Origin of the sequence: Massilimicrobiota sp. An105 (assembly GCF_002161155.1) — a bacterium.
GTDB lineage: Bacteria > Bacillota_I > Bacilli_A > Erysipelotrichales > Coprobacillaceae > Allocoprobacillus > Allocoprobacillus merdigallinarum.
Genome location: NZ_NFLY01000004.1, coordinates 35,474 through 54,654, shown reverse-complemented (window position 1 = coordinate 54,654; position 19,181 = coordinate 35,474). Strand labels below are relative to the sequence as shown.

General features: G+C 28.9%; 16 protein-coding genes. 13 read left to right on the top strand and 3 right to left on the bottom strand.

Features of this window, described 5'->3' with window-relative positions; all coding sequences use genetic code 11:
* Positions 1–391 precede the first annotated feature (391 nt).
* From B5E48_RS01780 to B5E48_RS01760, 5 genes are all read left to right on the top strand, one after another.
* Entirely contained in the window at positions 392–2,305 is a 1,914-nt protein-coding gene (locus B5E48_RS01780; RefSeq protein ID WP_087244001.1) for an HsdM family class I SAM-dependent methyltransferase, read from the top strand.
* Complete coding sequence (locus B5E48_RS01775) at positions 2,295–3,344, top strand: restriction endonuclease subunit S (RefSeq protein ID WP_158095564.1); 1,050 nt, start codon at positions 2,295–2,297, stop codon at positions 3,342–3,344. The genes B5E48_RS01780 and B5E48_RS01775 overlap by 11 nt, the downstream gene beginning before the upstream one ends.
* A 1,182-nt stretch (positions 3,345–4,526) precedes the next feature.
* Positions 4,527–5,756 carry a nicotinamide riboside transporter PnuC gene (pnuC, locus tag B5E48_RS01770; protein WP_087303877.1) on the top strand — a complete coding sequence of 410 codons (1,230 nt, stop codon included), beginning with the start codon at positions 4,527–4,529 and terminating at the stop codon, positions 5,754–5,756.
* Positions 5,757–5,831: 75 nt separating this feature from the next.
* Positions 5,832–6,389 (top strand): elongation factor P, encoded by a 558-nt coding sequence (gene efp / locus B5E48_RS01765; protein ID WP_087244004.1) that lies wholly within the window; start codon positions 5,832–5,834, stop codon positions 6,387–6,389.
* A gap of 20 nt (positions 6,390–6,409) precedes the next feature.
* A complete protein-coding gene (locus tag B5E48_RS01760; RefSeq protein ID WP_087303876.1) occupies positions 6,410–7,156 on the top strand; it encodes an SDR family NAD(P)-dependent oxidoreductase in 747 nt (248 codons plus the stop codon).
* On the opposite strand, the gene B5E48_RS01755 is transcribed toward B5E48_RS01760, so the two are convergent.
* Entirely contained in the window at positions 7,153–8,412 is a 1,260-nt protein-coding gene (locus tag B5E48_RS01755; protein WP_087303875.1) for a methionine gamma-lyase family protein, read from the bottom strand. The two genes, B5E48_RS01760 and B5E48_RS01755, sit on opposite strands and share 4 nt — an antisense overlap.
* 145 nt (positions 8,413–8,557) lie before the next feature.
* Positions 8,558–9,301: a Type 1 glutamine amidotransferase-like domain-containing protein gene (locus B5E48_RS01750; protein ID WP_087303874.1), complete on the bottom strand. Its 744-nt coding sequence runs from the start codon at positions 9,299–9,301 to the stop codon at positions 8,558–8,560.
* Positions 9,302–9,406: 105 nt separating this feature from the next.
* Between B5E48_RS01750 and B5E48_RS01745 the strand changes: the two genes are divergently transcribed.
* The 3 genes from B5E48_RS01745 to B5E48_RS13705 are packed head-to-tail and all read left to right on the top strand — an operon-like array spanning position 9,407 to position 10,962.
* Positions 9,407–10,018 carry a hypothetical protein gene (locus B5E48_RS01745; protein ID WP_087303873.1) on the top strand — a complete coding sequence of 204 codons (612 nt, stop codon included), beginning with the start codon at positions 9,407–9,409 and terminating at the stop codon, positions 10,016–10,018.
* Between the two features lie 40 nt (positions 10,019–10,058).
* Positions 10,059–10,835 carry a restriction endonuclease gene (locus B5E48_RS01740; protein WP_087303872.1) on the top strand — a complete coding sequence of 259 codons (777 nt, stop codon included), beginning with the start codon at positions 10,059–10,061 and terminating at the stop codon, positions 10,833–10,835.
* Positions 10,810–10,962 carry a hypothetical protein gene (locus B5E48_RS13705; RefSeq protein WP_158097244.1) on the top strand — a complete coding sequence of 51 codons (153 nt, stop codon included), beginning with the start codon at positions 10,810–10,812 and terminating at the stop codon, positions 10,960–10,962. The genes B5E48_RS01740 and B5E48_RS13705 overlap by 26 nt, the downstream gene beginning before the upstream one ends.
* 56 nt (positions 10,963–11,018) lie before the next feature.
* Here the strand turns inward: B5E48_RS13705 and B5E48_RS01735 are convergent, their stop codons facing one another.
* Positions 11,019–12,797 (bottom strand): BglG family transcription antiterminator, encoded by a 1,779-nt coding sequence (locus B5E48_RS01735; RefSeq protein ID WP_087303871.1) that lies wholly within the window; start codon positions 12,795–12,797, stop codon positions 11,019–11,021.
* A 150-nt stretch (positions 12,798–12,947) separates the two neighbouring features.
* Between B5E48_RS01735 and B5E48_RS01730 the strand changes: the two genes are divergently transcribed.
* From B5E48_RS01730 to dcm, 5 genes are all read left to right on the top strand, one after another.
* Positions 12,948–14,234 carry a PTS sugar transporter subunit IIC gene (locus B5E48_RS01730; protein WP_087303870.1) on the top strand — a complete coding sequence of 429 codons (1,287 nt, stop codon included), beginning with the start codon at positions 12,948–12,950 and terminating at the stop codon, positions 14,232–14,234.
* Complete coding sequence (locus B5E48_RS01725) at positions 14,221–15,702, top strand: amidohydrolase family protein (RefSeq protein WP_087303869.1); 1,482 nt, start codon at positions 14,221–14,223, stop codon at positions 15,700–15,702. The genes B5E48_RS01730 and B5E48_RS01725 overlap by 14 nt, the downstream gene beginning before the upstream one ends.
* Positions 15,703–15,816: 114 nt before the next feature.
* Positions 15,817–17,325 carry a Sau3AI family type II restriction endonuclease gene (locus B5E48_RS01720; RefSeq protein ID WP_206407301.1) on the top strand — a complete coding sequence of 503 codons (1,509 nt, stop codon included), beginning with the start codon at positions 15,817–15,819 and terminating at the stop codon, positions 17,323–17,325.
* Positions 17,326–17,357: 32 nt separating this feature from the next.
* Positions 17,358–17,774: a very short patch repair endonuclease gene (locus B5E48_RS01715; protein ID WP_087303867.1), complete on the top strand. Its 417-nt coding sequence runs from the start codon at positions 17,358–17,360 to the stop codon at positions 17,772–17,774.
* A 117-nt stretch (positions 17,775–17,891) separates the two neighbouring features.
* The gene (dcm, locus tag B5E48_RS01710) at positions 17,892–19,151 is read left to right on the top strand and encodes a DNA (cytosine-5-)-methyltransferase (RefSeq protein WP_087303866.1); all 1,260 of its coding nucleotides are present in this window, start codon (positions 17,892–17,894) and stop codon (positions 19,149–19,151) included.
* Positions 19,152–19,181 lie beyond the last annotated feature (30 nt).

Here is a 19,181-nt window from a genome sequence, read left to right as displayed (position 1 = left end):
TAATTTGAAATATAAATTTTTGAAAATGGGGGGGGGTTATGTTACTACAACGGGAGTATAAATAATTAATTAGAGATTTAATAGAGCAAATTATATGCAATATGTTTCTAAAAATTAGCAAATATATTAAATACAATTACCTTGTTTTGGAGTTCATGGTAAGATATGATTGAAGAAAGTTTAAGAAGATATTATCCTAAAAATATTAGGATTACCGAAAACATATGTGCTAGAAATTTTTAAATAATTTGTATCAAAGTAATCAATTTGGAGTGGAGAAAACAAATTAAATACTAACATTAATTATGAAAGAAATGGAAAAGTCTTGTGATAATTAATAATTATATGCTTAATGAAATAAATTTATTGGTTGTGGAGAGGAATGTTAATAATGGCAAAAAAAGAAATAAAAACAGATTTGTGGGTTTATGATTTGCTTAAAGAAGCTGGAATAAAAATTGATGCACAAGGTTCAACTATAAAAGAATTGGATTTAGCATTAAAAAGTGCATCAAAAAGAGGGACAGGAAACGTAGGTTTCCCTGAATATTGTGGAATTGTTAAAGATTTTGTCATAGTTATAGAAGATAAAGCAGATGTAAAAAGTCATATGATTATAGATGAAGATGTAATCAAAGATGATATAAAAGCTATAACTGATTATGCTGTAAATGGTGCCCTACATTATGGTAAACATATTGCTAAAAACACATCCTACAAAAAAGTCATTTGTATTGGAGTCTCTGGTAATGAAAAAAATCATAGAATTACACCTGTTTTTGTAGATGATACAGAATATTATAGAATTCTTCCTGATGTTGAAAGTTTCATATCGTTCAATTCTGATAACATTGAGGAATACTATATTAAAGAAGTTCTTAAAGAACAAACAGATAAAGAAAAGGAACTTGCTGAAATCTTAAAAGATGCTGCATCTTTGCATGAGGATTTAAGAAATTATGGGAATTTAAAAGATATCGATAAACCCTTGGTGGTTTCAGGTATCTTGCTTGCCTTAAATGAAAAAAAACAAAATTTAATTGATGAGCTTAATGGTGATGATATTACAACTGATGGTCAAATTATATATCAAACAATTGAGACCGCATTAAAAAGGGCAAACGTAGCTCCAGATGTTAAAAGGGATAAAATATTGCATCAGTTTACTATAATTCAAGATACTGCTATTTTAAATATTAAAAATCAAGTGTTAGGGGAAACCCCTTTGAAATATTATACAAAATTTCTATACCAACATATTTTCAGGGCTATAAAATATACTGATACTTCTGAAGATTATTTAGGAAGATTTTATGGTGAATTTATGAGTTACAGTGGAGGAGATGGTCAAACTTTAGGTATAGTTTTGACCCCTAAACATATTACAGAATTATTTTGTGATTTGGTTGATTTAAAGCCTACTGATGTGGTTTTTGATCCATGCTGTGGCACTGGAGGGTTCTTGATTGCTGCAATGCAGGATATGCTTAAAAAATCAACTTCAGAGAGTCAAAAGACACAAATAAGAAAAAATCAATTACATGGAATTGAGTTGCAACCATATATGTTTACGATAGCAACAACAAATATGATTCTTCGAGGTGATGGAAAATCTAATTTAATAAATGCTAACTTCTTTGATGAAAAGCCAAATAAATTACAATTAAAAGGGGCAACAGTTGGAATGATAAATCCTCCATATAGTCAAGGATCAAAACAAAATCCTCAACTTTATGAAATTTCATTTATTGAACACTTATTAGATTCATTAGCGCCAGATGCAAGATGTATTGCGATTGTTCCTCAATCAACATTTACTGGTAAAACAAAAGATGAGCAAAGTTTAAAAGAGAAGATTTTGAAAAATCATACACTTGAAGGAGTAATAACTTTAAATAAAGATACATTCTATGGAGTTGGAGTATTGCCTTGCATTGCTGTATTTACTGCGCATCAAACACATCCATCTGATAAGGAATGTAAATTTATAAATTTTGAAGATGATGGTTGGAAAGTATCTCCTCATATCGGATTACTTGAGACAGAATCAGCAAAGGATAAAAAACAACATTTGTTAGACGTTTGGTTTGATAGAATAGAAGCAGATACAAATTTTTGTGTAAAATCAACAGTTGAATCAACGGATGAATGGTTGCACAGTTTTTACTATTTTAATGATAATATTCCAACCGAAAAAGATTTTGATAAGACAATTGGTGATTTTCTTTCGTTTGAATTTTCCATGATAATGCAAGGCAGAAAATATCTTTTTGAGAATGGAGGAGAACAAACTGATGAATCTTAATGATAAAAAATGGAAAGAATTTCATTTTTCTTCTTTTGTTAATTCAATTGACAGAGGTAAAGTAAAAGATTTAAGCAAAATTGATGTAGGAGAGACGGCTGTAATAGCAGCTGCAGGTGCAAATGAGGGAATCTCAACTTTTGCTAATTGTAACAAAAAATATAAAAATGCCATGACTATTTCTTTAAATGGTGTTGGAACAGGAACTGCTTTTGTTCATAATTATTCGTTTAATTTAAATTCTGACTGTGGTGTTGTTATTACGGGGAGTAAAATGTCTATTGATGTCTTAAGATTTTTCCAATGTTGTATTAATATGCATAAAAATAAATTTAGTTATGGATATAAAGCAAATGAAACAAGACTCAAAAGACAAATAATTCTATTACCTGTAAAAGATAATAATGAACCAGATTTTGAGTATATGGAACACTATATTAAAGAAATTAAATTTAAAAAAAAGGAGGAATACGTAAAATTTTGTAAAAATAAACTAGATGAATTAGGAAAAGAAGTATCAATCTTACCTCTTAATAAGATTGAATGGAAAGAATTTTTCGTAACAGATATTTTTAACAAACCAATGAGAGGAAAAAGAATTATTTCTGCCAATTATATCGATGGGGATAAACCTGTTGTTTCATCAGCTGGAGGAAATAATGGAGTAATTGCATTTGTTGGTAATAAATATAAAATTAGAGAATATGAAAATTGCTTGAGCGTTGCAAACGGAGGAGTTTCGGCAGGATTTGCTTTTTATCATCCGTATAAATTTATAGCTACGGATCATATTACACATTTTAAAGGACAACAATTAAATAAATACCATTATTTATTTCTTGGCACAGTAATAAGGAATCAGATGCATACAAAATATGATTTTAGTAGAGAAATGACAGATCCAAGACTACAACGAGAAAAAATAATAATTCCTATTACAAAAGAAGGGAATCCAGACTATTCTTATATGGAACAATACATAAAAAATATAATGATTAGGAAATATTCCGAATATTTATCATATTTAGAAAGAGATTAAATATATAAAATTTAATTATATTCTATCATTTATATAATTATTTAGCGTATTATTACATAGATATTTTTTGTTTAAATCCATTTATTTTAACAGCATTAATTACTTGAATAACAAAATCGATTTTTATGCATTTTCTTCAATTTTAAGACTTTTTCTTTATATCATATTTTTATTTTGATAATCTATTTTCGATGTGTTTTAAGATTGAATTTAATTGAATTTCTTTGGGTTGTTTTTTTAGAGTGATTCAATTTTATATATTGAAAAAAGAATATGCTGAAAACGAAGATGTTTTATGGTTCATATACTCCCAGATATGAGCAATATATCATATAAGCATCGTATTAGGTGTAAATAATAATTAAAAATATACTAGCTAATATGTGTTGATGAAGGATAAAATAATTATTGTTATACTTAAGTTTTATTTGAAAGCAACTAAATTCGATGTTAAAAAGTATGAGTAAATGATAATGAAGTTTCTATGCTAAATAAAAAATTTATTTTAAAAAAACTTGTTATGATAATATAGTAGTTCTATTTTGCATATTATAATGAAAATGAAAAGTATTGTGTTGGATAAATACAGATATAATAAAAAACAAATTTTTTGATAATTATTTATAATCAAATATCATATATGAAATATGAAGTGTTTTATTGCTTAATCAGAGTTTTAATGAGTAATTGTAACAAATACCTAGAATAATATTTTTGATGTTAAACTTAGGAAAGTATTAATACTATAAATACATTTTTAATTTTATACGCTCTTTTTAATAAAAATGTTGCTAATCTTTTCTCGTTGAAGAAATATATCGTAATCATCTTTATAATTAGCCTCTTTAAGAGACAGTGGCATTGAAGTAACATATAAAAATATATTTTTATATGATGATCTCTCTGCTAGTAAATTCATGAATTTTTGAAGATTATTAATACATTAAATAAATAGCAATAAAATTCTTAAAAAGAGCGATTTTATAAAGAATCTTGAAATAAACGAACTTTCATTATACGATTAGAGATTTTATAAGATGTGTAGAAAAAAATTAAAGGTTCTAGTTCTAGTAATAAGTAATTTTAATACTAATTAATAATTAAATATACCATCTTCCACCAAAATAGTTTATAATAGGAAAGCATGTTATAAAATGCAAATGATAGGGGAGAAGGTTTGATATGATAAAGTTTTTTAAAGCCAATATGGAACCTAGAAAAGGGTTACGTATTGCAGAAGTTATTATTTCTATTTTATTATGTGTTGCTTCTATTGTATCTATTGGATATGGTATGTTCCAAGTGAATGCCCATGTCAATGATGCAAAGTTTATCCAAAGTATAGAAATGACTAGAGATAGGGAACTAGAAGATTATAGTGAGGATAATACAGTTTGTGATGTTACATATATAAGTGGGGATAAGCAATTAGTTGTTTCTTATTCGTATGAAGATTACATTCAATTAGAAGATGATAGTATTACAGCATATGAATATGAAACTGATAATGGAACAAAGCTCTATTTTGATCATCAAAATATAACAGATCAGGAAATACAACATTCATATGGACAAGTCAAAGCCAATGAATTAACACCTGTGTTTAACTTTGGAATTGCTTCATTTATTTTGATGATATCTGTTTTGATTATGACATTATTTGCAAAACAGTTTACAACGTATGAAAAATCATGGTTTTTATCAATCATGGTATTGGCTACGATTATTTCAGTTATTTTTCCAGAAGAAAGTGCAAATGGTGTCAATGGAATTATCATCATGTTGCTTTATTTACTAGATACATTCCTGAATATTCTTTGTGAATTGCTTATTTCTAAACAGTCAAGATACAATTTCCTTGTTTCTGTATTCGTAGAAATCGTAGAAATAGCAATGTGTGTTGTCTTAATGTATCGTTTTGCGACAATGGTCACAACATTATTGTTCTGGTTACCAATTGATATTATTAGTTATATTAACTGGTCAAGACATAAAGATGAAGAAGAAAGTGAATTGACAGTTGTCAGAAAATTAAAAGGATATCAGGAAGTGTTAGTTATTGTTGGTATTGTTGTTTGGACAATTGTTGTAGGATATTTTATTAGTGGTTTAGATATCTCAACAGATTTCTATAACAATGAATTATTAGAAACTGCTATTATTTATATTGATGCCTGTGCATCAGCAGTAGGTATTGCGAATGGTTTGTTTATTTTCTTTAGACTAAGGGAACAATGGATAGCATGGTATATTTGTGCATTCCTTGAAGCTGTTATTAATGTAATTTCTGGACAATATGTTTTATTAGTTCTGAAATTAGGTTACTTTACAAATACAACATATGGTTATATCAAGTGGAGTAAGTATATTCAGTCCCATTCACAAGAAAAACAGACTCAAATATCTGCATGAGTCTTGTAGATTGTTTATAAAATTGGTAAAATAAGCATGAAAGAAAATCTTAAAAATATATAAGGAGTGAAAAATATGGCTATATCAGCAGGAGATTTTAGAACAGGATTAACTTTAATCGTTGATGGTGATCCTTGCCAGGTTTTAGATTTTCAACATGTCAAACCTGGAAAAGGTGCAGCTATCTTGAAAACAAAAATGAGAAATTTAAAGACAAATGCAATTCAAGAAAGAAACTTTAATGCAAATACAAAATTTGATCAAGCTAATATTTCAAGAAAAACAGCACAATATTCATATAAAGATGGATCAACATTCTATTTCATGGATATGGAAACATATGAAACATATGAATTAGCTAATGATCAAGTTGGAGATACTCAATATTATATTATTGAAGGTTCAGAAGTTTCATTAATGTTCTTTGAAGGTGATTTATTATCAGTATCTGTACCAGAAAAAGTAGAATTAACAGTTGTAGAAACTGATCCAGCTATTAAAGGAGCACCATCTAATCAAACAAAAGATGCTGTGACTGATACAGGATTATCATTACGTGTTCCTCAGTTCATTGAACCGGGAGAAAAAATTGTTGTTTTTACAGCAGATGGTAAGTATGCAGGAAGAGCTTAATCAAGCTCTTTTTTTCAAAGATGAATAAAGTTGTATTAATTACAGGTGGAGCACAAGGCATTGGAAAAGCCATTGCTTTAGAACTTGGAAAACAAGGTTATGATATTGTGATTAATTATCTCACATCCAAAAAAGAAGCTCATGCATTAAAAGATATGATTAGAGACAATTATGGTGTACGATGTATGGCTATTCAATGTGATGTTTCTAAGGAAGATGAAGTTGATCAGATGATATCTTCTATTGAATTAGAACTATGTGGTGTTGATATTTTAATTAATAATGCTGCTGTTGATTTATCTAATCTTTTTCATTTGAAAAATGCTGAGGAATTTAGAAAGACTTTAGATGTCAATGTTGTGGGTGCATTTAATTGCAGTAAACGTGTTTATCGACATATGTTAGATCAGGAATATGGTAGAATTATAAATATTTCTTCAACTAATGGTATCAATACTTATTATCCTATGTGTATAGATTATGATGCTTCTAAAGCAGCACTGATTTCCATGACACATAATCTTGCTTTTGAGTTTGCTCCATATGTCAATGTCAATTGTATTGCTCCAGGTTTTATCGGAACAGAAAATGAGTTGGACGGATATGATGAAGAATTTTTAAAAGAAGAAGTTGAAAAAATTATGGTCAATCGATATGGTGATCCTCAAGAAGTGGCTTATTTAGTGAAATTCTTAATAAGCGATGAAGCTAATTTTATTAATAATACTGTCATACGTATTGATGGTGGACAAAAGGGAAGTTGTTAATCCAACTTCCCTTTCATATTTGATAATGCCAGTAAAATAGACAATTTACCATATTCAAATGTTAATCCACCTTGTATGTAAAGTGTATAAGGTTCAATAACAGGTGCATCAGCACTTAATTCAATCGTGCTACCTTGTGTAAAGCTACCTGCTGCCATGACTTCATCAAAAGGATAGCCTGGCATAGGGGCAGGTAAAACTTGAACGAATGAATCAATAGGGCTTGTCTGTTGAATCCCTTGTGTAAAGTTCACTAAATTATCTTTTGTTTTGAGTTCTAAAGTTTGAATGATATCTGTGCGTGGTTCATCATAACGAGGAGATACATTAGAATATCCTAATTTTTCTAGCATATAAGCAGAAAATACAGCTGTTTTTAAAGCGTTTTTGACAGCATTAGGAGCCATAAATAAACCTTTAAAGAAAGTATTGTTTAAGTTGAAATTAGCACCTAAATCTTTTCCAATACCAGGAGCAGTCAAACGTTCAGCAACCATATGAATAAGTTCCTGATTTCCTGCTATATATCCACCAGTAGGTGCAATTCCTCCACCGAGGTTTTTCATTAAAGATCCGACAACTACATCAGCTCCAACATGACCAGGTTCTTTGTCTTCTACTAACTCACCATAGCAGTTATCAACCATAATAATAACATCTTTATTTACTTCACGAATCTTTGAAATTATACGTTCAATCTTTGAAATAGAAAGAGATTGACGATGTGAATATCCTCTAGATCTTTGAATTTCAACAAGTTTGACATTATTCTGTTTTAATCTCTCTACAATTTTCTCATCATCAAAATCATCATTGACTAATTCAATCTGTTCATATTTCACACCATTAGCCTTTAATGATTGTGTAGAATTTCCACTCAAACCAATCATTTCTTGTAAAGAATCATAAGGAGCTCCAGATAAAGAAATCATTGTATCTCCATGTTTTAATAAAGCAGAAAGCGTTAAATATAATGCGTTTGTTCCACTCATAATCTGAGGGCGAACTAAAGCAGCTTCACATCCAAGAACAGTCGCAAAGATTTTTTCTAATTTATCTCTTCCCTCATCATAATTTCCATATCCATTAATATCTGCAAAATCAGAATAAGAAACTCTATTTTCTATAAATGCTGATAAGATACGATTAGAATTTATTAAAGCTATTTCATCTATTTTTTTATAAATATCATTTAAAATATTTTCTGATTCTTTTGCTATTTCCAGTAAATCTGGATGAATTTGTTCTAATATCATGTTTATAATCCTCCCATAATTAATCCATTATCTATTATACATGAATATTGATAGTTTGTATTAAAATCAATTAAAATATTTCAATCACTTTAAATGTATAATTATTGTATTTTTATAAAAATAAAGTTATAACACGATAATCATGCTATAACTCTATTTCATCTATGCGTTTTGTTTCATCTTCATGACATATAAGTTGAATATGTCCATCAACAATGAGATAACTTTCACCATATATTGTTTCGTGTTTATCAATGAGTAAATAACTTCCATCAACCAATACGATGAATGGATGACCAATGCTATCTTTATAAGTGATATCTTCATATAATCTCATACCATCTAAGTATTTATCTTTAACCATTTGATAATGAGGAATAATATTTATTTTTGTAAGATTCAAACCACTTATCCATCTCTGAAACTCTGGATTTATAGCTTCGCCATCTTCTTCAGGTTGACAATAAACAATGTCTGCACTATTCATACTACCAGCACTAATACCAATGATAATTCCATCAAAATCTTTAATTTTTTCTCGAAGTTGAATATCTTTAAAAAATTGATTTTGAGTAGGAACATGACCTCCGCCTAATAAAATAACATCATATTGTTGAAGTTCATCTTTGGTAAAGTCACTATATCTTCTATCAATCAAATCAAAACATTGAATAGAAAAGTTTTCTTTCAAAAAAGTTTCTCTAAAGAAGTCACACATGTCATCATTTTGTTCATAGGCATAAGGACTAGCGGCAATGATACAACAACGACTATGCTCTTTCCAATATTTTCTCAATTGATCTACAAAATGATTTTTCTTATCTAAACCATCTACTTTTCTACTGCCATCTAATGGACCAGTAGGACTACTCGTTAAAAAAATGACCATATTTTTCACCTCATGTTTATTTTATCACAAAAATAATCGAAACAAGATAAATAGATAAGGAAAATCTGTTATAATAATCATAGAAAGAAAAGGGAGTTGAGCAATATGCATTTAAGTGATGAAGAAAAAAGGGCAATGTTAAGACAAATGCAAGATGGTTTTATTAGGTATCATCAAAGAGAAGAATATATGAAAAATATATCTATTGATGATTTATTAAAAGATATCAATCAATTAGGTTTTCAGTATACCGAACAAGACATACTGGATAAGTACCAAGAATATATAAGTGTAACAGACACTGATGATTATTTTTTTAAAAGAAATCAGATGAGTTGGGAAGCTGTTGATGATCAAGCACAAATACTAAATTCTGATGCTTTGCTTCAACTTATATGTAAAATAGTAAAAAAACATTATGATATAGAAAAAATATGCGACCCATGGTTTATTATGGAAAGAATCGATGCACTGGATGATGTTCCAAAAAATGAAGCACAAGAAAAAATATTAGGAATTATTGAATCTATAGTAGAATATGGGAAACTACGACATATCAATAGTGTTGAAGAAATTATGGAAGATTATGACATAAATGCGATTTTAAAAGATCAGATTCGTCGATGTCATCAAAGAGATGCTCACTTTAAGCAAGTAATCAAAAGTTATTATGATACATTTATAGATGCCGATCATAGCATTTATAAAATAAAGTAGAAATGTTATATATTTTGTAAAAAAGTAAAGGAGATAACAAATGATACCACAATATAATGAAATGTATAATGAAGTGTTACAAGTATTAAATAAACATCATCAGTTAAGAGTACGTGATATGGTAGATGAAGTATCTGATGTATTACATTTAACTGAAGATGAAAGAAATCAAAAGATGGAAAACAGTCATAAAACAGTGATTTATCATCGTTTGGGATGGACAAAAACATATTTAACAAAAGCAGGATTGATTCGTTCTGTAGAAAGAGGTGTTTATCAAATTACACCTCAAGGGGAAAATATACTATCTTCTCATATTCATGTTGATGATGATTATTTAATGCAATATGAAGAAGTTAGACAGTTTGTAAATCGTCATAATGAACAACCTGAAAATCAAACGAAACCAAAAGAGTCTACGCCTTTAGAAAATATTGATCAATCTATTAAGATGATATCATCACGTGTCAGTGATGAACTATTAGATATGATTATATCTAAAGATCCGGCTTTCTTTGAAAAACTTGTTTTAGATTTGTTAGATAAAATGGGTTATGCTTATGATAAAGAATCTATTATTTCAACTGATTATAGTGGTGATGAAGGTATAGATGGAATTATCAATGAAGATCAGTTTGGATTTAATAGTATTTATATTCAAGCTAAGAAATGGAATAGAAGTAGTGTGGGAAGACCAGAAATTCAAAAGTTTTTAGGCGCAGTAGCTGGTCAAGGTGGTATAAAGGGATTATTTATTACAACATCTACTTTTACAAGAGAAGCCATTGATTATGCAAAAAAAACAATTACAAGTTAAACTCATTTTAATTGATGGTAAAATGTTAACGGATTTAATGATAAAATATAATTTAGGTGTGAGTGTTGTGCAGACTTATGAAATCAAACAATTAGATTTAGATTATTTTGATAGTGAGCTTGTTTAACTTTAATTAGTTTTTTATTTATAATAGAAGTTTAACTATCATGTTTCAATTAAACTTTATGTTTTAGAATCAATTTGGTACAAATAGTTGACTATATCTAAATAATGAAAAGGGGTATGAGAAAAAATATTGATATAGAAGAAATAATGAATAACTTCATTTTTCCAATAAATACCCTTAGGATGATACCAACCTCTAGATTGCTTATCTTCTTTTGTATAATCACAGATGATAACACAGTGATGGTTTGTTTCAAATGTTATCTTTTGTTCTCTTTGTAAAAGGTGTGAATAAGATAGGTTGCATTGTTGAGAAATTTTCTTTAAAAATGAAAAAGTGTCTGCATCATTAATGATATCAAGATTGGAAAGTATATCTTGACTTATTTGTTCTTCACAACGGGAGATATATCTTCCAATACGCAAGATATTTTGCTTTGTATACATTAGGTTGATTTTGAGGACAGGAATTTGTAAGTGTGATGTTTCAATAAATGTATCACTAATAATAAAAAATACATTATTTAACGATATATTATTCATTTCATATAGTTCTTTATATATAAAACGAATATACGGAAATTCAGATTGTAGTTTGTATAGTAAGTCTTGCGATAAAAGTTTTCCTACAGAGGTTGTAACAATAATAGTATATGGTTGAAATGTTTTTTGACTATGAAGATGTCTTAGAATGACATATGCAATAGAACAGATATCATTATCAAATAAATCAATATGATATTGATTCTGGATGAGTACGGAGAGTCTATAAGCTAAATCAATGCTTAATGGGCTTCTCTTTTTTATTTCTCTTATCATAACAGAGTTTGAACATATCTGATTTTTTGATTTGATAAGTATAGGAATAAGTAATTGAGATAAATCATTTATAAATGATTTTCCTAATACAACATTTGTTTGTTTCTCTAAGCTTTTTACAAGTGTCTGAATTTCATGAGGTGGAATGTATTGATTATCATGAGGACCACTAGAAAGGATTAAAAGGATTAGATAATATAATTCTTGTTTAGGAAAGTTTAAGTATTTTTGAAATGAATGAATCCATTTTTGAATATATGGAATATATTTTTGACAATATTGATTGTTTTGAATGATTTCACTGGATACATAAATTCCTTTCCATATGCGATAAAACATAATCCATATATGATTATATAGGTTATATGCCTCAATATGCGATAAAGAAATATGAAATGTTTGTTTTATATACTCTATAAAATCTTCAAAAGATATATGAATAAAATTCAATTCCTGCTGAATATAAGTAATAAGAGGTGATTCTTTATAAAAGGCTGTTTCCCTAGCCAATAACATGCGTTTATTAATTTCCGTACCTTCAAGATAAACACCTTTATAAGGAAGAAAGTATATTTTCATGTGATAAGGTTCAATCGTTTCACTTGCACGTGTGATATCTTCTTTTAATGTGGCTCTTGTTATATAGAAATGAGATATAAGTTCTCTTGTTGTTACAATATTATTTTTGAATAAAAGATAACGTAATATAAGTTGTTCACGTATAAACTTATCTTTCGTGTCAATATTATCATAATAATATAAATCGCCAAGTTCTTTTTTGATTTCAGCCTGTAGTTGTTTTATAGAACCTTCTAATTGATATCCTATTCCACGAATAGAGTGTAAATGACAGGGATATGTAACTAACTGTTGTTTTAAATTTTGAATATCATAGCGAATGATTCTTTCAGATATATTGAAATATCTGGCAAAATATTGTGATGTTAAAGGATGGGTTGACTGCATAAGTAAGTTGAGTATACGTGCTTGACGTGCATGTTGAAATTTTATTGACATATTTTTCTCCTTAAATGTTTTAATATTTTGCCGTTATATAACGGCTTATAAAGTGCAAATTTCTATAAATCTCTATGCTATAATTAAATCATAAAGAAGATGAAATCTCAAGGTTTCACCTCGTAAACATTCGAAAAAGGAGGGACAATTATGAATGTTATTATGAGTAAAATTGAAAACGTATTATTACCTATAGCTAATAAAATTGGTAATAATAAGTATTTAATGGCTCTTAGAGATGGTATGGTTGCATCTATGCCAATGATGATGATAGGATCAATTTTATTGATTATTACAGAAATACCAATTCAACCATATCAAGATTTTATGGCTCGAAATCTGGGAGAAGGATGGAAATGGTTCAGTGATGCAGGGACAGCTGCAACCATCAATCTGGCAGCTATTTTTGCTATTGTTGGTATAGCAACTTCATTGGCAAGAAGTCATAAAAAAGATACTGTCATGGCTATTATCGTTTCTTTAGCTGCTTATTTTACAGTTCTTGTACAAATAGAAGGTGGTGGCTTTGCATTACAGGATTTAGGTGCAAAAGGATTGTTCTCGGCTATGATTATTTCTATGATTTCTACAAAATTATATGCAGTTATTGTAGATAAGAATATTACAATCAAGATGCCTAGCAGTGTTCCACCTGCTATATCTAAAAGCTTTGAAGCATTAATACCAGCAATGATTATTATACCTATCTTTTTAGTAGTACGTTTTATATTTGCGCAAACATCATTTGAATCAATGAATAATTTTATTCTTAATATGTTACAGGCGCCTTTAACTGGTATTACTTGTACATATGGTGGAATCATGCTTTCGACGTTTTTATCACATTTACTATGGTTCTTTGGCTTACATGGAGCTTCTATTGTATCAGCTGTTTTTGGACCGATGTTACAGGTAGCAGGTTTAGAAAACTTAGCAGCTTTTCAAGCTAATACAGCTCTGCCAAATATTGTTACACAACAATTTAATGATATTTTTCAAACGTATGGAGGAGTAGGTTCTACTTTAGCATTAGCATTTTTGATGGCATTTTTCTGTAAATCTAAACAGGTCAAAACTTTAGGAAGATTAGCACTTGTTCCTGGAATATTTGGCATTAATGAACCACTGGTTTTTGGTTTACCACTTGTATTAAATCCATTTTTAATGCTTCCGTTTTTTATTACACCACTTATAAATATAACTTTAGCATATTTTGCAACATATTTTGGATGGATTGGTGTCACAACAGGAGTTGCGGTAACCTGGACAGTACCACCTATCATTTCAGGTATACTAGGTACAAATACAATAAGTGCAGGTATTTTACAGTTAATAGCAATATTATTATCAGTGGCAATCTATTATCCATTCATTAAAGTATATGATAATAGAATGTTAGATGAAGAAAATGAGGCTTTAATGAATGAAACAAAATAAGATTATTTTATTGAAAGCAGAATATGTTATAGGTTTTAAGAATAATCATCATGTTATTTATCAACCAGGTGTGGTTGCATATAAAAATGAAAATATTATTTTTGTTGGGCAGGATTATAAAGGGCATTATGATGAAATGCATGATTTTGGTTTATCAATGATATCACCAGGCTTTATTGATTTAGATGCTGATATAGATAGTGATCATGCATTGCAGGATATTGTACATGTTCATGATGAGAAAAAAAGATTTCATATTAATATTCATGCTGATTACTCTGACAGTTATAGTGATGAAGATTTTAAAGCAAGACATCATTTTTCAATGATTCATTTATTAAAAAGTGGTATAACAACTGCAATGCCTATTTCAGGTGAACAATTTTATAAATGGGGTATGAGTAAACATGAATGTGAATTGATGGTGGATATGGCAAAAAAAGTAGGCATAAGATTGTTTTTAGGCCCATCATTCAAATCAAAAAAAACACCTCAATCAAAAATAGTAAAAGAATTACAAGATCAAAGTGTTCAAGATGCATATGATTTTATAGAGGAGTGGCTTAATAAAGATGAACTCATTTCTCCTATCATGAATCCTTGTCAAATTCATATTACAGATTTAAAAATATTAAAAGAAACAGTAAAATATGCTCAAAATAAAAATATTCCCTATCGTATTCATGCCTGTGAAGGCATTAGAGAATGGAATTATACATTACCGTATTTTCAGCAGACAACAATTGATTTGTTTTATCAAGAAGGAATGTTATATAATCATATGATTATCCCTCATTGTATCACTGCTAAGAATTCAGAACTGAAGTTATTAGCACAAAATGGTGTGAGTGTTGTCAGTACACCTTTAGCTGATGCAAATTTTGCGACAGCCCTGTTCTCCTTTGATAAATATTTAAGTTATGGTATTAATATGACAATGGGAAGTGATGCTCAACCATGCGATATGATTAGAAATATGAGGATGGCCTGGGATTTAGATCGTTTATGTAATCGAAGAAAGTTTTTTTCAAGATATAGTGATGATGGAAAGATGATTCCGTTACTACCTGATGAACCACTATATGAAAAAACAAATGCTGATGCTTTCTTCAATGCCGCAACAATTAATGGAGCAAAGGCATTAGGAAGAAATGATTTAGGCAAACTTTCTGTAGATGCAAAAGCAGATATAATTGTTGTGAATCTTAAAAATATTATGGTGGGACCAATACATGATCCAATTCGAACAATGATCAATAGTTGTACAAGCTACAATATTTCTGATGTCATAGTAAATGGTGAATATCTCATTAAGAATTATCATTATATAAAAGAAGATGAAGATAAAGTTCTGGAAGATGCTTATCGTGCATACGAAAGATATTTAAATTTATATGAAAAATATGATATAGAACATAAATCATTGGAAACAATGTTTCCAAGTACATTTCCTCTCTATAAAAAATAAACGAAAAGCAGCTAGATAATATTCTGGTTGCTTTTCATGATTGATGTTATAATTTAAATATATAATTGTAGTTTTATGTAGTTGAATTATTAACATTACTAGGAGATGAACAATATGTTGTTTGATTATGATGATAATGATATTAAAAGTATTTACAGTTATGCAAAAAAATTAGAATCTCGTACATTTAGAGATATCAAGAAAGAATTTGATGATTCAGGATTAACTTATTATTTGAATCCTCGAGATAGCAAGCCTGTTCATATTGTTAAGGAATCAAAAACAGGATATACATCAAATTCTAAAGCTAAAGGTCAATTAGGAGGATTTTTAGAGAGGTATTATTTTGGATATCAACCTAATAGTCATCAAGGTGCAGATTTTGAAAAGGTAGGTATTGAACTTAAACAAACATGCATTGATCTAACTAAAAAGGGTGAATATCGCGCAGGTGAAAGATTATCAATAACAAACATTTCTTACAAAGAACCTGTTGTTGAAGATTTCTATGCTAGCCATGTATGGGAAAAGATAAAGAAGATATTACTTGTGCATTATTTAAGAGATAAATCTAAAGATAGAATGGATTATCAAATAAAATTTGTTAATCTTTTTACACCGCCTCAAAAAGATTTAGATATTATTATTCAAGATTATAAGAAAATCAACGATAAAATCAAACAAGGAAAAGCACATGAATTAAGTGAGAGTGATACTCTTTATTTAGGCGCATGTACAAAAGGGAGTACAGCCATAAAAAGTATGCAACCTCAATATTATGGTGAACATATTCTAGCTAAAAAAAGAAATTTTTGTTTTAAACAAAGCTATATGAATTATGTTTTAAAAAATTATATTTTGACAAATAATGTACCTTATGAATCTATTATCCATGATGCATCATCTTTAGGTAAAATGACTTTTGAAGAGTATATTATTCATAGAATTGAAAAATATGTAGGAAAGACAGATAAAGAATTATGTGAAATGTTTGAACGTGAATATAATAATAATGAGGCACAATGGAGTCATTTAGCTTACTTGATGCTTGGAATTAAAGGAAATCATGCTGAAGAATTTGAAAAGGCAGGAATTGTAGTAAAGGCTATTAGAATTGAAAAGAATAATACAATAAAAGAAAATATGTCTATTCCGCCATTTAAATTTAAAGAGCTAGTACAAGAAACATGGGAAAATTCAACTTTATTTAATTATTTTGATACAACTAGATTTTTATTTGTAATTTATAAATCGGATGGTGATTGTTATAAACTGATAGGGTCTCAACTATGGAATATGCCATACAATGATTTGAATAAGGTGGTAAAAGCTGGTTGGGAAAACATAAAGCAATCTTTATTGAATGGTGTTCGTTTTACATTAAAACAAATAAATAATGGTGTACGAGTTGAAAATTCTTTACCAAAGAAAAAAGATAATCCAATTTTGCATATACGTCCACATGCACAAAAGTCAGCATATTTATTGAAAGATGGTACCCAAATAGGTGATTTATCTAATGCTAATGAGTTGCCTGATGGACAATGGATGACAACACAAAGTTTTTGGATTAATAATACCTATTTGTATACACAATTGAATGTTTTAAAAAAATCTAGGTAAACTGATAAAAATCATAAAATGGAGATTTCATTATGGAGGATAAGAAAATACGTTCTAAAATTATGTCACATATTAGAGGTAAAGATACAAAACCAGAAATCAAAGTAAGAAAATATTTATACCATCATGGTTTTAGATATCGTAAGAATGATAGAGGTTTACCGGGAACACCAGATATAGTTGTTTTAAAATATAAAGTTGCAATTTTTGTGAATGGTTGCTTTTGGCATCATCATTATAATTGTAAATATGCGACTATTCCCAAAACGCGAAAAGAATATTGGCTTCCTAAAATTCAAAGAAATATCGATAATGATATAAAACATTATAAGCAATTAGAGGATATGGATTATCGAGTGATTGTGGTATGGGAATGTGAAGTAAGAGATGTTTTTAAATATAGAATGGAACAATTAATAGAAGAAATTAAAAATCCATATTATCATTAATGCTCATTTAAAAATTTTGTCTTGATCTTTTTGACAAATGATGATAAAATACGTCATGTACAATATTCTGTACATGACGTATTTAAGGGGCTACTAAAAATATTAAAGGAGAATACCATGGAAAAAATTGTCGTAGAATTATTTGCGGGTGTAGGCGGTTTTCGAGTTGGTTTGAATCATATAACTCATTTTGATGATAATGGAAGAGCCATTGAAGAAGGAAATTGGAATTTTACGTGGGCAAATCAATGGGAACCTTCTACAAAGGTTCAACATGCTTTTGATTGTTATTGTACTCGTTTTGGACAAGAAAATCATTCGAATATTGATATTTCAAAAGTAGATAAAAGAATAATTCCTGATCATAATTTATTGGTAGGAGGATTTCCTTGCCAAGATTATTCTGTGGCTAGATCATTATCGGGTGAAAGAGGAATTGAAGGGAAAAAAGGTGTTTTGTTTTGGGATATTGCAGAAACGTTGAGAACAAAGCATACTCCATTTGTATTATTGGAAAATGTAGATAGATTATTGAAATCTCCGTCTAAACAACGAGGAAGAGATTTTGGTATCATGCTTAGAACTTTTCATGATTTAGATTATAATGTAGAATGGCGTGTTATCAATGCAGCAGATTATGGATTTGCACAAAGACGTCGCAGAGTATATATATTTGCATGGAAACGAAATACAAATTATAATAATAATTTTATTGATATGCATTTACGAGATATTATATTTTATAACGGAATTTTTGCACAAGCATTTCCTGTTAATGTTGAAAAATCGCTTGAACTTAAAAGTTATAATACAAATATTGGAGAACATGAATATAAAGATACTGTAGTGATGACTGAACATTTTCACCAATCATTTGAAAATGCAGGAGTTATGATAAATGGATATGTATTTACAAATAAGATTGAACCTGAACTTGAGCCATTTACACCACTGAGAAATATATTGGATACAACCAGTCATCTAGAAGACTTCTTACTAGATGAAAATCAAATTCAGAAGTTTCAGGAATTAAGAGGGGCAAAAAAAAGAGAAAGAATTGCTCCTGATGGTAGTATATATTATTATTCAGAAGGCTCAATGTCACCTTATGATAGCCTGGACTTACCAGGGAGAACTATGTTGACAAGTGAATCAAGTATCAATAGAAGTACACATATTATAATGGATGAAGAACTTCACGCTTTACGATTTATTACACCTATTGAAGCGGAAAGAATGCAAGGATTTCCAGATGATTGGACTAATACAGGCATGCCCATTAATAGAAGATATTTTATGATGGGTAATGCATTAGTTACAGGGATAGTTTCTAGATTAGAACCATTTCTGTCACAAATTTTTGAAGATGAAGATTAATAAATAGGCAAAAAGCATATATTTGCTTTT

Bases quoted from the DNA above. Each gene is read 5' to 3' on its own strand.
- B5E48_RS01780 (WP_087244001.1), top strand. From the start codon at position 392: ATGGCAAAAAAAGAAATAAAAACAGATTTGTGGGTTTATGATTTGCTT.
- B5E48_RS01775 (WP_158095564.1), top strand. From the start codon at position 2,295: ATGAATCTTAATGATAAAAAATGGAAAGAATTTCATTTTTCTTCTTTT.
- pnuC (WP_087303877.1), top strand. From the start codon at position 4,527: ATGATAAAGTTTTTTAAAGCCAATATGGAACCTAGAAAAGGGTTACGT.
- efp (WP_087244004.1), top strand. From the start codon at position 5,832: ATGGCTATATCAGCAGGAGATTTTAGAACAGGATTAACTTTAATCGTT.
- B5E48_RS01760 (WP_087303876.1), top strand. From the start codon at position 6,410: ATGAATAAAGTTGTATTAATTACAGGTGGAGCACAAGGCATTGGAAAA.
- B5E48_RS01755 (WP_087303875.1), bottom strand. From the start codon at position 8,412: ATGATATTAGAACAAATTCATCCAGATTTACTGGAAATAGCAAAAGAA.
- B5E48_RS01750 (WP_087303874.1), bottom strand. From the start codon at position 9,301: ATGGTCATTTTTTTAACGAGTAGTCCTACTGGTCCATTAGATGGCAGT.
- B5E48_RS01745 (WP_087303873.1), top strand. From the start codon at position 9,407: ATGCATTTAAGTGATGAAGAAAAAAGGGCAATGTTAAGACAAATGCAA.
- B5E48_RS01740 (WP_087303872.1), top strand. From the start codon at position 10,059: ATGATACCACAATATAATGAAATGTATAATGAAGTGTTACAAGTATTA.
- B5E48_RS13705 (WP_158097244.1), top strand. From the start codon at position 10,810: ATGCAAAAAAAACAATTACAAGTTAAACTCATTTTAATTGATGGTAAA.
- B5E48_RS01735 (WP_087303871.1), bottom strand. From the start codon at position 12,797: ATGTCAATAAAATTTCAACATGCACGTCAAGCACGTATACTCAACTTA.
- B5E48_RS01730 (WP_087303870.1), top strand. From the start codon at position 12,948: ATGAATGTTATTATGAGTAAAATTGAAAACGTATTATTACCTATAGCT.
- B5E48_RS01725 (WP_087303869.1), top strand. From the start codon at position 14,221: ATGAAACAAAATAAGATTATTTTATTGAAAGCAGAATATGTTATAGGT.
- B5E48_RS01720 (WP_206407301.1), top strand. From the start codon at position 15,817: ATGTTGTTTGATTATGATGATAATGATATTAAAAGTATTTACAGTTAT.
- B5E48_RS01715 (WP_087303867.1), top strand. From the start codon at position 17,358: ATGGAGGATAAGAAAATACGTTCTAAAATTATGTCACATATTAGAGGT.
- dcm (WP_087303866.1), top strand. From the start codon at position 17,892: ATGGAAAAAATTGTCGTAGAATTATTTGCGGGTGTAGGCGGTTTTCGA.